Below are 14,365 nucleotides of genomic sequence, written 5' to 3'. Positions count from 1 at the left end.
GATATATAAAAAATAGTGGTGTGCATGGCTTCCCTGGGGTGGGTATGTCCTCCAGCCCCCTCCTACCCACAGGTCTCTTCTCAACCCCGTTTACCCCGTGAGCGCCGACGTCCTGCCTACCGTTGCTCCCTTCCGGGCCTGGCGGGGTTCGGCAGGTAAAGGGGGTTACACCTTCCCTACAGAAGGTGCTCCCCCACCGCCGAGCCCCACGGGACGAGGCATCATCGAGAGACCTGTGGAGAGAAGACTGGAGGACATACCGCCCCCAGGTTTTCGGCCCCCGCATAAGGACGATTTCGGGTTACAGGGGACGCCCAACCCCCCGGCCTAGCCATGCACACCAACTTTATATTATAATATAATCAGGTTTATATAGTTTATGATGGTTAATGGTTACCGTTTCCCATTTCCATGGAGTATTATAACATATAATAACTTACGGCCATGGAAATGGGTGATATTCAACCCTGTTTCATTGGGAATACCATTCTCTCTGCTATAGGTTCATTGGACTTTGGGTAGAACGGAAACGGCCCTTCAAATGAAATTTATAAGCATTTATAATAACCTCGAAGGCAGAGCCCTCTCATCGGTTAATTAGTAATATAATTAAATTGAATATTTATATACTGTGATATGTTACAGAAATTAAGAAATTGCTATCTAACACTGTTTAAAAATATATAGGCATAGATAGACAAAGATACTCATTTATCGACAGTTAAAAAAGAAATCTTTTTATACTTTGTAAAATAATTCTTATACAAAAAGAGATAAAAATTTCGGTGATAAAATGAGGAATAAAATCCCCAACCAAATCGTTCTGGCATATAAAGTTTCTCACAATTATAATATAAATAATTTTCTAATCGATTTTTAAATCTATCTCAAACTGCTGTCGATATTATCTGGAACAATATCCAATGGAAAGAGAGAATAGTTAAACATCGGTATAAAGTTGGAAATAATTATAAATACTACTCTACCGTTTCGGTTAATCCCAGAAATTCCCAAAGATAAAGATTTTAAGAGGGTGTTAAGGAGAAGATTATTAAACGGTTGGAATTATGCTCTCCATTATGTCGATGCGACTATTAAAGTCGCTTATTCAACAATGGATTGTTGGAAATCCAATTATTTAAAGGGATTGAGAAAAAGAACTAAGGTGATATTTAAAAGACCATTCGTTAGAGTGAAAACAACCTTAATAAAATACAATAAAGAAAAAGGAGAAATTAAAATTACTATTAAGCCGAGAAAGGAATATTTAATTTTAAACATTAAAGATGAATGGTTTTTCGATAAGGTTAAAGATTGGGAGATTGGAGAAATTATTTTGAAGGAAAACTCTGCTTATCTAACTTTCAAACAATCTATAGACCATTCGATTATAGAAATAATTGTCGGAGTTTATAGCAATCTAAAATCTCTCGATATATATCATCCAATTGAAGGATGGATTAGAGTTGATTTATCCGAACTCCATAGAATTAAAGAGGTTTATGATATTATCATTGATAAATTAAAATCAATTTATAAAAAATCTCCTAAACGAATTATGCTACAAAAACTAAGTAACTGCTACAAACCCTCTAAGATTTATATAAAATACAATATACTTTATTTTTGTCTAACCTATTGTTTATTACCTCATTAATTAAGGTATTCTTATCACTAGTTATTGGTCCAAATATAATATAATAAAATTAGGTTCTTCCATTATAATTGATAAAATTTCCTTTATCTTATTCTCTATATTGAAGAGTTCATAACAATATCACTAAAGTTTTTTGCTTAATAATTATGTATTATCGTAAATAATGGTGATAAATTGACAAAAATTGCTGTTGTCGGCTCTGGACCAGCAGGGAGGACTTGTTCAATGTCCTTAGCAGATTATGGTTTTGATGTTGATTTATTTGAAAAAGATAAAATAGGAGGGACATGCTTAAATTACGGATGTACATATATAACTGGTCTTAGAGAAATGGCAGATATTCTCAACGATTTAAGTATTTTAAAGAATAAAAAGATAAGATTAGAAGAAATTATATCATTTAAAGAATTACAGGAGAAGATAAGTAAAATCCAAGATAAAATTAGAAACAAATTGGAGAAAGAAACCAAGGAAAAAGGAGTGAATATAAAATATAAAGAATTCAAGGAAAAATATGAAGATAACTATGATTATATTGTCTATGCAGTTGGAAAAAAATATCCCAAATCATACAATGGATATGAAAATGTATTAACCCACAGAGATATACCTAATCTAAAAGAGCTTCCTGAAAATATATTAATCATCGGTGGAGGGACTGTTGGAGTCGAATATGCATCAATATTTTCTGACTTTGGAAGCAATGTTATTTTATATACAAGATCTAAAATTTTAAAAGAAATTAAAGATGAAGATATTAGGAATTATATAATGAAAAATCTTGTTAATTTTAAAATTATAAATGATAAAGATAAGTTTGAGAAATTATTAAAAGATGATAATTATACAAAAATCTTAGCCATTGGAGGAAAAGGATTATTTGAGACAGATGAATATTTGAGGATAAAAAATAAAAACAAAACTTATGCATGTGGAGATTGTTTAATAAATGGAGGAGGAAATACTCCAATTTCAAGAATGGAAGGAAGAATTGTAGCTCAAAATATATACAATGAAATAAACAACAGAGAATTAAAAAAGCCAAACTATGATTTAGTTCCAAAAACTGTTAGAATGTCTTTAACTATTGCCTATGTGGGAAAACAAACTAATAAATACAAAATATTAAAAAGCCACATAGGTAAAGGAAACTTTTACAAGGTTTTAAAGAGCGTTGGCTTAAATAAAATATATTACGAAAATGGGAAGGTTGTTGGAGCAATAATAATGACTCCATGCCCTGAGATTCTTCCATACTTTGCTCAATTAATTAGAGGAATTGATGTATATAACAACTTTATAGAGGTTCATCCATCAACAGACATATTTTATAAGGAGTTTAGAACTTAATCAAAAACAGGATATCTTCCCAAAATATTAATAAAAGTCGTATGTTTTTTTAGTGATTTTATAATTTCCTCTAAATCCTCTTTAGAATCTTCAAAGTCGATATAAAAAATATATGTTCCCAATCTCTTTTTTGAAGGTCTTGATTCAATCCTTGTTAAATTTATATTTCTTTCTGCAAATTCCTTCAAAATATGATATAACGCCCCCGGCTTATCTTCTTTTAACTCAAAAACAATTGAAACTTTATATTTTTTTGGAAGTGTTTTAAATTTCACATTTTTACCAATTAAAATAAATCTTGTTTTATTATTTTTGTAATCTTCAATATTTTTATCTAATATTTTTAAATTATAATATTCTGCTGATTCTTTTGAACCAATAGCCCCTAAATTTTCGTCCTTACTTTCAGCGACAATTTTTACAGCCTTTGCCGTGCTTTCTACTGCCTTAACTTCCCAACCATGCCTTTTTATGTAATTTCTGCATTGAGCCAACGCCTGGGGATGAGATATAATAATTTTTATTTTATCTTTATCATAACCTATCAAATTGTGATGTATATCTAAGGATAACTCTCCTAATATTTTAATATTCTTAAATTGTAATAATAAATCTTGTGTTAATGATACAGAGCCCTCAATAGAATTTTCTATTGGAACTACTCCTAAACCTCCATTACTTACACTTTCAAATATGTCGTATATTGAATTACAGTATTTTATATTATAATCTCCATCTATATACTCTAAAAATTTTTTTGTAGCCTTTTCACTGTAAGTTCCTTTTGGTAAGGTATAAATATTCATTCTTTCACCATATTAAGAACTAAAAACTGCCCTCTATTTTTAAAAATCTTTGATAATCTTTTATCCAAAGGTTTCCAATATTTTAGAATTATTTTTAAAAATACTGGTGGGAATATTTTAAAAATTGGTGGCAAATAATATAATGAACTTAAATAAACGATTTTAAAGTTTATATTTGTTTCTTCAAAATCTTTGTAAGATAAAGGTTTATGAAAAATTTTAAAATCGTTAAAAATTTCTTCTTTAATTAAGCTATCTCTATTTACAACAACTACAATTAAATGTCCATTATTTTTTAAAACTCTATGTATTTCATTCAAAGATTTTAAATAATCTACATGCTCTAAAACATTTATACATAGAACTAAATCAAAAGTGTTGTCTTTGAATGGTAGATTTAATATATTGCCACAAACTTTTCGCTCTTTGATTTTGAATTTTTTTAGTAAATTTAATGAAATATCCAAATATATAGTATTAAAGTCTTTTGTTAAATTATAAAAGGCCCCATAACCGCATCCACAATCTAAAACTAAAAAATCTTTATTATCCTTATTTTCATTATTTACAATAGTTTTTATTAATTTCTTTAGTTCTTCAAAGATTAACTTATCTGCGAAATTTATAATACACTTCATGTATTTTGGAAAGTTATTAGGATTCCAACTGTCGTAAAAATCTTTAACTTCTTTCATAATATTTCACATGTTAATGTATAAATTATCTCATTTTCAAACAATTTTTTAATTTTTTCTTTAATTTCATCAATTTCTTCTCTACTAAGTTCTCTATCTAATTTTTTGTCAATCATAAATCCGCATCTGTAATAATACCCCTCTTCCGAAATTAAAGCCAACTCTGGATATTCGACAGATAAAATTTTTACATCCTCTCCTAAAATTTTCAAAACTTCTTTAAATGCTTTTTCAAAATTAAAACCCTCCCTTACATAAAAAACAGCATCAACTGCTAATTTCATAAAAATCACCTAAAATAAAGTTTAAAAATTAACATCCGCAAATGAATTCTTTTTCAAAGTCAAAGACAATTTCTTTGTTAGTTCCATCAGTAATGTATAACTTTCTTTCTGGGATTACTTCCCCACAAACTTCAGCAGTCATTTCTACATCTTCAAAAATATTTTTAATCTCTTTGAAGTTTTCTTCCTTAGCTGTTAGAACATATCCACTTCCCGGATAAACTTTAAGCCAATGAATTAAATCAATCTCCTCTGGTTTTGGAATTTTTGTAATATCAACAATTCCTCCTTTTCTTGAAACTTCTAATAACATTCCCAAAGTTCCTATAGCTCCAGGATTGCTTATATCTTTGCATGAATTAGCCAATTTATTTTCAGCAATTTGAACTAATGCATCCATCTGAGCTTTAACTAACTTCTTAGGCTTCATTGTAGTAGTATCCCAATTTAACGAGAATGATTTATATATTTGTCCAACCAAGTCATAGGCAAATATTATTTTATCGCCAACTTTTGCATTGTCACTTCTCAATATGCAATCCTTTTTGGCTATACCAGTTATAGAAACATCTAAGACATTACACATGGCATCAGGATGTGTATGCCCTCCAACCATAGGAACTCCAAATTTCTTTACACCATCTTTAACTCCTTTTAAAACTTTTCTACAAACATCTTTGTCTTTTATGCTTATTATATTTGTCATTCCTATGCACTTTCCACCCATTGCCGCTATATCTTTACAATTAACTAAAACTGAACAGTAGCCAGCCCACCAAGGATCAGCCTCTAATAGTTTTTCCCATATTCCATCAGCGGCTAACAAAATAGCGTTATCCCCATCAATGCCAATTACTGCCGCATCATCACCAAAATCTACTATAATTTCAAATTCATAATCTTCATCATTAAATTTAAAATTCTCCACAACATCTTTAATAGCTATTTTCCTCAAAATCCCTTCAAAATTTCTTATTTCATAAACTATTTTTTTTAAATTCATACAATCCCCTTTTTATTTATATAGTAATACAACCAAAGCAAAAATTAAGATAAAGTAATAAATAGTTTAATAAAAAGTAATTATGTTTTATGTATTTAAAGTTAATTGTTAGTTCTTTCTTTTATATTTCTTGTAAGATTCCTTTAACATTTCTATTACTGGCAACTTTTCTCCACCTAAAAACTCTAATGTTGCTCCTCCTCCTGTACTAATGTGATCTATCTTATTAGCAAATCCAAACAACTCTGCCGCGGCTGATAAATGACCTCCTCCAATAACTGAAAATCCATCTGAGTTTGCTATCGCCTTTAACAATTCCTTAGTCCCTTTTGCAAATAATTCTTTTTCAAAAACCCCAGCAGGACCATTTGCTACAATAGTTTTTGCCTCTTTTATAATCTCACTATAAAGTTCAATGGTTTTTTCTCCAATATCGTTAATTAAACCTTCTATTTTTTTGTCTTTTTGTAAATCTGTCTCTTCTCTATTTTCATTTATATTTAAAGCTACATCTACTGGAACAACAATTTTATCTTTAAACTTATCTAACAACTCTTTTGCAATCTCTATTTGATTAGTTAATCCAAGATTCTCTATAACTTTTATATTAACTCCTAAATCGTATCCCATAGCTATTAAAAATATATTGGCAACGATTCCAGATGTTAAAACTTTATCTGCCACTCCTTTTTTTAGGACATTTTTCATAACTTTTATTGAATCATCTGCCTTTGCTCCTCCTAAAACATAAACACAAGGTCTCTCTGGATTTTCTAAAACTTTTGATAAAATACTAACTTCTTTTTCCATTAATCTTCCAGCAATCATTGGCATATAATAAGAAAAACCAACTAATGAGGGTTGAGCTCTATGTGCCGCCGCAAAGGCGTCATTAACAAAATAGTCAAATAATGGGTATAGTTTTTTAATTATATTTGTCTCTGCCTGTTTTTTTGGAGTTATTCCTTCCCACTTTTTCCAATCACTCAAAACCTCTTCAGAATAAAATCTAATATTTTCCAATAAAATGACATCACCACACTTCATATTAATTATAGACTCTCTTGCCGTATAGCCAATTACTTCATCAATAAACTCTACATCTTTACCAATAACATTAGATAAAACTTTTGCATGATTTTTTAATGTTGTAAAATCTTTTTTTCCTGGCCTACTCTGATGTGCCAATATTACAACTTTGGCATTTTTATTTATCAACTCTTTAATTGTATCTTTTATTTCTCTAATCCTTTTATCGTCTAAAATCTCTCCAGTATTTGGGTCTATTGGACAGTTTATATCTACTCTCAAAACTACTCTTTTATCTTCAAAGTCAAAGTCGTCCAATGTTAGAAACATACTCATCCCTCATAATGTATTTTATATAGTTAGGAATAATTTTATTTTAAATAAGGTTTATAAATTTTATCAAACACTATATAACAACTATAATCTAATTTAAGATGAAAATATTCAAAAAGATTAATCTTATTTTTATATCTATAAATTCGAATAACTAAATACCTAAAAATATAAATATAACTAAATACCTAAAAATATAAATATAACTAAATACCTAAAAATATAAATATAACTAAATACCTAAAAATATATTGAATAAAATCTATAATTAGGAGGGAAATTATGGCAATTAAAGATGTATTAAAAGTAGGAGTAGGGCATTCGGAAGACCCAAAAGAGGCAATAAAAATGGCATTAGAGAAAACTGGGGGTAATCCGGATTTAACAATAGTTTTTTCTTCCTCTAATTTAAATCCAGAGGAAGTTTATAATGCAATTAAGGAGGAAGTTGGTAATTCAGCGATAATTGGAGGAACTACTGCTGGAGAAATTACCAATATAAGGGAAAAACCTACAACCAACACAGTTGCAGTTATGACATTAAAGAGTCCCTATTTAAAGGTTGGAGTAGGAGTTGGAAAAAATTTATCTGAAAAACCTTTTGAGAGTGGTAAAGAGGCAATACATAATGCATATGCTTCTTTAAAAAATAATCCAACAGCATCTGCCATAATATCAGTTGCTTTTATGAATAAAAAAAGTACAGACATCATTAGAATGAAACCTTTTGTAAATATAGTAATTCCAGATGGTTTGTCTGGTAAAGAGGAGGAGTTTTTAAGAGGGATAGTTTCAGAAGTAGGATGTAATGTTCCTATTGTAGGAGGTTCCACAGGGGATGATTTAAAATTTGAGAAAACTTTTCAGTTTGCCAATGGTGTATATTCAAATACAGGAATCGTTGCTACATTAAGTAGTGCATTAAAAATTGGAGTAGGTTATAGCCATCCATATTTCCCAACGAAAAAAGGTGCAATTATTACAAAATCAGAGGGTAGAACTGTTTATGAACTCAACCATAGACCAGCAGTTGAGGTTATGAAAGAACTTCTTGAAGTGGATGAACTTACACCAGAAATATTTGCTCAAAAACCTATGGGAGTTAAATCCTCAGATGTCTTTGGAGAATATACAATAAAAAGTGCTATGAAAGCCAATGACGATGGAAGTATTACATTCTATTCTGAGGTTAATGAAGGGCAGTATTTAACGGTAATGGATACAAATAGAGAATACGCTATTGAGGCATTTAAAAAGGCATTAAATAATGCCATAATTAATGCAGGTTCTCCAAAAAGGATAGGGGCAATTATAATATTCAACTGTATATTGAGACATCTATTGAATGAGAGATTAAATAATAACGACCTTGATATAATAAAGGAAGTTATTGGAGATGTTCCAGTAATTGGATTTAATACCTATGGGGAACAGGGGACAACATTGGGAGGTTCAATTGGACATTACAATCAGACATCAACTATTTTAGTAATTGGAAATGAAACTATATCTCAATAAATCGATAAATCTTTTTTTAATTTTTATTTTATAAGAATAGTTAAATAATATTTTATTATGAGTTATTAGGAACTTTACATATGTAAAGTATATATATTTTTTTAGTTAATATCTATTTTATGGTAAGTTCTGATTGTGATATTATCATACTAATAATAAGTAATAATAAGTAATAATAAGTCGAAAATTATATAAAGGTAAGATACACAAAATAAATATATAATTAAATTTTTTGTGATGTAAAGAGGTTGAGAATATGAAAGTATCAGTATATGGGGCTGGAAATCAGAAGTTGTATATAGAACAGTTAAATTTGCCAGAAAAATTTGGGGGAGAGCCTCCTTATGGAGGCTCAAGAATGGCGATGGAATTTGCTGAGGCAGGACATGATGTAGTTTTAGCAGAACCAAATAAAAATATAATGAGTGACGATTTATGGAAAAAGGTTGAAGATGCAGGAGTTAAAGTTGTTACTGATGATATAGAAGCGGCAAAGCATGGAGAAGTCCATATTTTATTCACTCCATTCGGTAAAATAACTTTTAATATTGTTAAGAATATAATTGAACATGTCCCTAAAAATGCTGTTATATGTAATACTTGCACTGTTTCACCAATAGTTTTATATCTATCATTAGAACGAGAATTAAGATTTAATAGAAAGGATGTAGGAATTAGTTCAATGCACCCTGCAAGTGTTCCAGGGACTCCTCAACATAAACATTATGTAATTAGTAGTAAGACTCTTGATGGCGAAGAATTAGCAACCGATGAACAAATAAATAAACTTGTAGAACTTACTAAGAGTGTTAATAAAAAACCTTATGTAGTTCCTGCAGATGTATCTTCAGTTGTAGCAGATATGGGTTCATTAGTTACTGCTGTAGCTTTAGGGGGTGTATTAGATTACTATACTGTTGGTAGAAAAATTATAAATGCCCCTAAGAAAATGATAGAACATCAAGTAATTATGACATTACAATGTATGTCGTCAATCGTTGAAACTTCAGGAATTGAAGGTCTATTAAAAGCATTAAATCCAGAATTATTGATAAATAGTGCTATATCAATGAAATTGTGTGACGAACAGAAGGATTTAGATATAGCTTTAGAAATACTTAGAAACTTAGGTGAATCATTAAGAAAAGAAAGTGAAAATGCTGAAATAAAGCCTACAACTCTTGTAGCAGCACAGTCTTTAGTTAAAGAATTAAAAACATTAATGGGAGAAAAAGCTTCTGAAGGAGCAATAAAAAGAAGTAGAAAAAGACTATTTGAATATTAAAATTTTGTTAAATATTATTAATATAAATTTTGACATAAATTTCATAATTCTAAATATTAAGTTTTAATTATTTTTAAACCTTATGCTAAAAGTTAAGTTTATATATTACTATTTATAAAAGTAAAGCAAATAACTCATGGGTGAAAAAAATGATAGATAGAGTATTAGTAGAATTAAATAAGACAGAAGGGATTAAAGGTTCAATGGTTGTAGGAAAAGATGGTTTAGTTATAGCCTCACAATTGCCAGGAAATGTCGATGCTGAACTTGTAGGGGCTATGGCATCTGCGGCATTTGGGGCTTCTGAAAGAACAATATCAGAAATAGGGATGGGTAATTTAGAGCAGGCAATGGTTGAAGGAGAGCATGGAAAAATTTTAATGATTGATGCAGGAGAGGGGATTTTAGTCGTTTTAACAGATGCAAAAGTTAATTTAGGTTTAATTAGAATTAACATGAAAAGAGCCGCTGAAAAGATAAAGGCTATGATTTAATCTTATCTAAAATAGAATTTAATATATCAACAATTTCATATATAGTTTCACTGTTTAACTCTGAAATTTCAATTTTTTTTGTTTCAAATACTATTCCTTTTTTTAAAATTCTGTCATAATTTGGGCATATAGTTGTTATTGACTTCCTATTATCTAATTTTATTAGGCTGTTAATTTCCTTAGAAATAGCTTTTGGATTTTCACATTCAATAAATGTAGAAATTCCTTCGTATTCTTTAAAATAAGCATTCTTAAGATTTTTTTTAATTATTTTATTAACTTCAACATACTTTTTATAAGTTTTTTTAGCATTTAATAATTCTTCTTTTAAAAGACCAAAATAGTTTATAGTTTTATATGTTCTATAGATTAATTTAATTTCATTTAAAATATCTTTTAATTTTTCCTCAACTTCATAACTTATTCCTAAAAATCCACCATACTCACAGTTCAATATTTTTGGACTACCTGTTGAGCATACAATTATATCTCCATAGCCACAATCTCCTCCAATTTTGCCAGATATATCTTCAATAAATAGAATTTCTTTTTCTTCACATACTTTTTTTATGTCTTTCAATGGTTGAGGGGCTAAATAACCTGCTAAAGATGTTAAAATTATTGATGATTTATTATTTACTTCTTCTAAATTTTTTATATCTATAATTCCTAAATTAGTTTTTATTTCTTTAGTTTTAATATCTAAAATTTTTGGAAATTTTAAAAATCCATACCATCCTCCCATATCTGGAATCAAAAGTTCGTTACTATAAGATTTTGCTATCCACATTGATAGAAATACTGCTGAACTTCCAGAGGGTAGAAATATTATTTTATAGTCATTATTTAAAAGTTCATTTATAATTATCTCAACTTCTTCTTTATCTCCTTCTTTTTTCATTAGTCCATATAAATTTGGTCGTCTATGCCTTAATATCATTTTATCTCACCATATTGATTAACATAAAAAAATATACATTTTAAATACTCAAGATTTTTGTTTCCTATTGATATTGGATGGTCTGGAGATTGTCCTTTATAATCAATCATTATTAATTCCTTTTTTGCTCTAAATGCAGATGATATAACTGTTCTTTTAAACAACTCTCTGTCTATGTGATGAGAACATGAACAGGTAACAAATATTCTTTTACACAGATTTATTCCTAAGTAGTTTAATGTTGAATAAGCCCTTAAAGCATTTTTTATATCTTTTTCAGTTTGTGTAAATGCGGGAGGGTCTAAAATAACAATATCAAATTTCTCTCCATCCTCTATAAACTCCTCTAAAACTTTAAATGCATTTCCTTCTATAAAAGTGTATTTCTCCTTAGGAATATTATTTAATTCCATATTTTCCTCAGCAACTTTTAACGCCTTTTTAGATAAATCTACTCCTACAACCTCTGCTCCTTTAATAGCACAATGGACTGAAAATCCTCCAGTATAGCAACAGACATCTAAAACCCTATCCCCCTCTTTTACAAATTTCTCTATAGCCAATCTATTCTCTCTTTGGTCTAAGAAAAAACCTGTTTTATGCCCTTTTAAATTCACTTTAAATTTTGCCTCCCCTTCTTTAATAATAGTTTCATATTTTTTCTTTTCTCCAAAAATTTTATCTTTAATTTTTTCTCCTTTTTTTCCTCTTTTCACATATACTGTTTCTAAGTCAGATAATTCAAATAAAATGTCAATAATATCCTTTAAATACTCCTTCTCAATAAGTTTTGACATTAACTGCATAGCCCCTATATTATTATATTTGTCAAATATTATTGTTGGTAAATTATCTCCTTCAGCGTAAATCCATCTGTAAGTATCTTTGTAATTTAAAATTTCCTCTCTATAAATTTTTGCCTTTAATATTCTTTTATAAAAAAAATTGTAATCAATATCCTCATTTTCAGTAGTTAAAACTTTTAATATTACTGATTTTGGATTATATAATGCCTTGGCAACAAATTTTCCATTATATGTTAGAGTAACAATTTCTTCCTTTTTAGGCAAATCTTCCAAATTTTTTATTGCCTTAGTATATACCAATTTTGAAAAATTTTTTGTTATAGAGTTGTATGCCCTTTTGTCAATTTCTAATTTAATCATTTAATTCACCTTATTATCTTACTTTTTATTTTTATCTTCCTTAACTTTATTTACTAAATAAGGAACTCCTTCTTTTTTAAGTATTTTAACTTTATCACCCTCTTTTACTTCAATATCTCCAATGTTGTCAAACTCATAAACTTCATAATTTTTATCGTCCATAACCATAATATTTGGCGTAGTGGCTATAACAGTTGCAGTATCTAACTCTTCATTTTTCTTAACCATTTTAGTTTCTTTCTCTGCCACATGCCAAGATAAGCCAATTTTTTCTCTTCTGTAGTCAATAGATTTCATATATACTTTATCTTCTGTTATACTTGTTACTTGATAATATCTATCCTTATATTCAACGACATCTCCTACTTTGTATTCAGGAATTCTTACAGAGACTGTAACTCTATATAAATCCTTTCCAGTGTTTCTATCTACTCCTACCAATGTAGCGGTTTCTGTAATTTTTCCTCCATATCTCTCTTTAATTTTTTGTGCTACATTTCTTGCCGCCCCTACTGAACCAAGTTGATAGTCTAAACCCTCTTTTTGAGGAATAAACTTTGCTATAAAAGCCATTCTGTCTTTTTTTAATCTTTTAGCTAACTCTTCCCTAACAAAATTATCTAATTCTTCTCTTTCTTCTTCAGTAAGATACCTATTCATAGCCCTAACTTGCAATGTAGCCTCGTAATAATTAGACATAAATCTCGAACATCTTGGACACTGAACCATTTGTAAATGAACCTCTATATCCTTTTCATAAGTTCTGTCTTCTTTTTCTCCAGGTAATCTACCCTTTGCTACAATATGAACAGGAATTATTAACTTACTTCTCTTACCTCCAGGAAGTTGGGTAATTTTAGGATATATTTCAAAATCAACCATAACACTTTTCTTTTTAATAGCATCTTTTGTAGCATAGTATGCAATTTCATACAATATTTCATAAGCATCTTCACTCTTTGGAGTTTGCCATATTTTCCTCTTGTATGAACCACACATATGACAAACTTCAATCTCTACTCTTTCAGGCACTTCAATTAGTGGATGCTCTTGAGCATAGCAAATTGGACAGAGTCCATCTATAAGTTCATCCTCAGCACCACATCTGTAACATATCCCTCTGATTTTCATAATCTCACCTCAATATTACAATAATCTATATATATAATTAATAAAAAACATACTTATAATAGATTTATATTGGTGAAAATATGGACATTATGGAAGGTTTAAAATTTCCTATGAATGATAAAGATTGGACTAAAAAAGTCCTCATTGGAGGTTTATTAAATATTATTCCAATTGTAAATTTTATAAGCACTGGTTATTCATTGGAGACTATGAAGTTAATTATAAATAATACAGAAAAACTTCCAGAATGGGATAATTTTGGTTCTAAATTTGTAAAAGGATTGGTAAGTATAATAATATCAATGATATATTTAATAATTCCGTTCATCATTATGTTAGTGTTATTATACCTGAATAAAATAGCAGGATTGATAATTGGATTTATATTAACAATGATATTTGGATTTATTATTCCAATGGCTATAGCTAATTTCGTTGCTAAAGATAGTTTTGGAGCCGCTTTTGAATTTGGAGAAATAATTAATAGAATAAAATCCGTATTTGGAGAATATGTTATTTGTTATTTAATAATAATAGGTTTATATATAATTGTAAGTATAGTAATGTTGATACCAATAATAGGATGGATATTAGGTTCAATATTTATCTTTTATATTCAATTGGTTTATGCATATTACTTTGGAACTCTATATGCTAAAAGTAGTCCATAAAGA

Annotated in this window: 13 protein-coding genes, 1 other RNA gene and 1 pseudogene; 6 read left to right on the top strand and 9 right to left on the bottom strand. The window is 29.0% G+C overall.

The window, feature by feature from the left end; all coding sequences use genetic code 11:
• Nucleotides 1–21 precede the first annotated feature (21 nt).
• Nucleotides 22–338, bottom strand: an RNA gene (gene ffs / locus KMP69_RS03680) — signal recognition particle sRNA.
• Nucleotides 339–793: 455 nt separating this feature from the next.
• On the opposite strand from ffs, the pseudogene KMP69_RS03675 reads away from it, so the two are divergent.
• A pseudogene (locus KMP69_RS03675) lies at nt 794–1,579 on the top strand (RNA-guided endonuclease TnpB family protein); the annotation flags it as partial.
• Nucleotides 1,580–1,882: 303 nt separating this feature from the next.
• Nucleotides 1,883–3,007, top strand: coding sequence for an FAD-dependent oxidoreductase (locus KMP69_RS03670; protein WP_250543642.1), 1,125 nt, complete (start codon nt 1,883–1,885; stop codon nt 3,005–3,007).
• On the opposite strand, the gene pheA is transcribed toward KMP69_RS03670, so the two are convergent.
• The 5 genes from pheA to KMP69_RS03645 all read right to left on the bottom strand — a co-directional run bounded on the left by pheA (nt 3,004) and on the right by KMP69_RS03645 (nt 7,154).
• Nucleotides 3,004–3,813 (bottom strand): prephenate dehydratase, encoded by an 810-nt coding sequence (pheA, locus tag KMP69_RS03665; RefSeq protein ID WP_214400585.1) that lies wholly within the window; start codon nt 3,811–3,813, stop codon nt 3,004–3,006. The genes KMP69_RS03670 and pheA overlap by 4 nt on opposite strands.
• Complete coding sequence (locus KMP69_RS03660) at nt 3,810–4,508, bottom strand: class I SAM-dependent methyltransferase (protein ID WP_214400584.1); 699 nt, start codon at nt 4,506–4,508, stop codon at nt 3,810–3,812. Before KMP69_RS03660 ends, pheA begins: the two co-directional genes overlap by 4 nt.
• A complete protein-coding gene (locus KMP69_RS03655; protein WP_214400583.1) occupies nt 4,505–4,792 on the bottom strand; it encodes a hypothetical protein in 288 nt (95 codons plus the stop codon). Before KMP69_RS03655 ends, KMP69_RS03660 begins: the two co-directional genes overlap by 4 nt.
• Before the next feature lie 28 nt (nt 4,793–4,820).
• Nucleotides 4,821–5,795: a methanogenesis marker 2 protein gene (locus KMP69_RS03650; RefSeq protein WP_214400582.1), complete on the bottom strand. Its 975-nt coding sequence runs from the start codon at nt 5,793–5,795 to the stop codon at nt 4,821–4,823.
• A gap of 108 nt (nt 5,796–5,903) precedes the next feature.
• Nucleotides 5,904–7,154, bottom strand: a complete 1,251-nt coding sequence (locus tag KMP69_RS03645) for a phosphoglycerate kinase (RefSeq protein WP_214400581.1) — start codon at nt 7,152–7,154, stop codon at nt 5,904–5,906.
• Between the two features lie 285 nt (nt 7,155–7,439).
• Here KMP69_RS03645 and KMP69_RS03640 point away from each other — a divergent pair, with 285 nt between their 5' ends.
• From KMP69_RS03640 to KMP69_RS03630, 3 genes are all read left to right on the top strand, one after another.
• Nucleotides 7,440–8,675, top strand: a complete 1,236-nt coding sequence (locus KMP69_RS03640) for an FIST signal transduction protein (protein ID WP_214400580.1) — start codon at nt 7,440–7,442, stop codon at nt 8,673–8,675.
• 256 nt (nt 8,676–8,931) lie between these two features.
• Complete coding sequence (locus tag KMP69_RS03635) at nt 8,932–9,960, top strand: H(2)-dependent methylenetetrahydromethanopterin dehydrogenase-related protein (protein ID WP_214400579.1); 1,029 nt, start codon at nt 8,932–8,934, stop codon at nt 9,958–9,960.
• A gap of 149 nt (nt 9,961–10,109) precedes the next feature.
• Nucleotides 10,110–10,454, top strand: coding sequence for a roadblock/LC7 domain-containing protein (locus KMP69_RS03630; RefSeq protein ID WP_214399291.1), 345 nt, complete (start codon nt 10,110–10,112; stop codon nt 10,452–10,454).
• On the opposite strand, the gene KMP69_RS03625 is transcribed toward KMP69_RS03630, so the two are convergent.
• The 3 genes from KMP69_RS03625 to KMP69_RS03615 are packed head-to-tail and all read right to left on the bottom strand — an operon-like array spanning nt 10,444 to nt 13,691.
• Complete coding sequence (locus tag KMP69_RS03625; RefSeq protein WP_214400578.1) at nt 10,444–11,394, bottom strand: PLP-dependent aminotransferase family protein; 951 nt, start codon at nt 11,392–11,394, stop codon at nt 10,444–10,446. The genes KMP69_RS03630 and KMP69_RS03625 overlap by 11 nt on opposite strands.
• Entirely contained in the window at nt 11,391–12,560 is a 1,170-nt protein-coding gene (locus KMP69_RS03620; protein WP_214400577.1) for a class I SAM-dependent rRNA methyltransferase, read from the bottom strand. The genes KMP69_RS03625 and KMP69_RS03620 overlap by 4 nt, the downstream gene beginning before the upstream one ends.
• 18 nt (nt 12,561–12,578) lie before the next feature.
• A complete protein-coding gene (locus KMP69_RS03615) occupies nt 12,579–13,691 on the bottom strand; it encodes a 60S ribosomal export protein NMD3 (RefSeq protein ID WP_214400576.1) in 1,113 nt (370 codons plus the stop codon).
• 80 nt (nt 13,692–13,771) lie between these two features.
• On the opposite strand from KMP69_RS03615, the gene KMP69_RS03610 reads away from it, so the two are divergent.
• On the top strand, nt 13,772–14,362 hold the full coding sequence (locus KMP69_RS03610) for a DUF4013 domain-containing protein (RefSeq protein WP_214400575.1): 591 nt from the start codon (nt 13,772–13,774) through the stop codon (nt 14,360–14,362).
• The last annotated feature ends 3 nt before the right edge of the window (nt 14,363–14,365 follow it).

It is taken from the genome of Methanocaldococcus lauensis (genome assembly GCF_902827225.1).
GTDB lineage: Archaea > AGJL01 > Methanococci > Methanococcales > Methanocaldococcaceae > Methanocaldococcus > Methanocaldococcus lauensis.
Note: the sequence above shows the minus strand (reverse complement) of the source record. Positions and strands in the feature narration are given on the sequence as shown.

Bases quoted from the DNA above. Each gene is read 5' to 3' on its own strand.
- KMP69_RS03650 (WP_214400582.1), bottom strand. From the start codon at position 5,795: ATGAATTTAAAAAAAATAGTTTATGAAATAAGAAATTTTGAAGGGATT.
- KMP69_RS03640 (WP_214400580.1), top strand. From the start codon at position 7,440: ATGGCAATTAAAGATGTATTAAAAGTAGGAGTAGGGCATTCGGAAGAC.
- KMP69_RS03645 (WP_214400581.1), bottom strand. From the start codon at position 7,154: ATGTTTCTAACATTGGACGACTTTGACTTTGAAGATAAAAGAGTAGTT.
- KMP69_RS03670 (WP_250543642.1), top strand. From the start codon at position 1,883: ATGTCCTTAGCAGATTATGGTTTTGATGTTGATTTATTTGAAAAAGAT.
- KMP69_RS03630 (WP_214399291.1), top strand. From the start codon at position 10,110: ATGATAGATAGAGTATTAGTAGAATTAAATAAGACAGAAGGGATTAAA.
- KMP69_RS03660 (WP_214400584.1), bottom strand. From the start codon at position 4,508: ATGAAAGAAGTTAAAGATTTTTACGACAGTTGGAATCCTAATAACTTT.
- KMP69_RS03620 (WP_214400577.1), bottom strand. From the start codon at position 12,560: ATGATTAAATTAGAAATTGACAAAAGGGCATACAACTCTATAACAAAA.
- KMP69_RS03655 (WP_214400583.1), bottom strand. From the start codon at position 4,792: ATGAAATTAGCAGTTGATGCTGTTTTTTATGTAAGGGAGGGTTTTAAT.
- KMP69_RS03615 (WP_214400576.1), bottom strand. From the start codon at position 13,691: ATGAAAATCAGAGGGATATGTTACAGATGTGGTGCTGAGGATGAACTT.
- KMP69_RS03625 (WP_214400578.1), bottom strand. From the start codon at position 11,394: ATGATATTAAGGCATAGACGACCAAATTTATATGGACTAATGAAAAAA.
- KMP69_RS03635 (WP_214400579.1), top strand. From the start codon at position 8,932: ATGAAAGTATCAGTATATGGGGCTGGAAATCAGAAGTTGTATATAGAA.
- KMP69_RS03610 (WP_214400575.1), top strand. From the start codon at position 13,772: ATGGACATTATGGAAGGTTTAAAATTTCCTATGAATGATAAAGATTGG.
- pheA (WP_214400585.1), bottom strand. From the start codon at position 3,813: ATGAATATTTATACCTTACCAAAAGGAACTTACAGTGAAAAGGCTACA.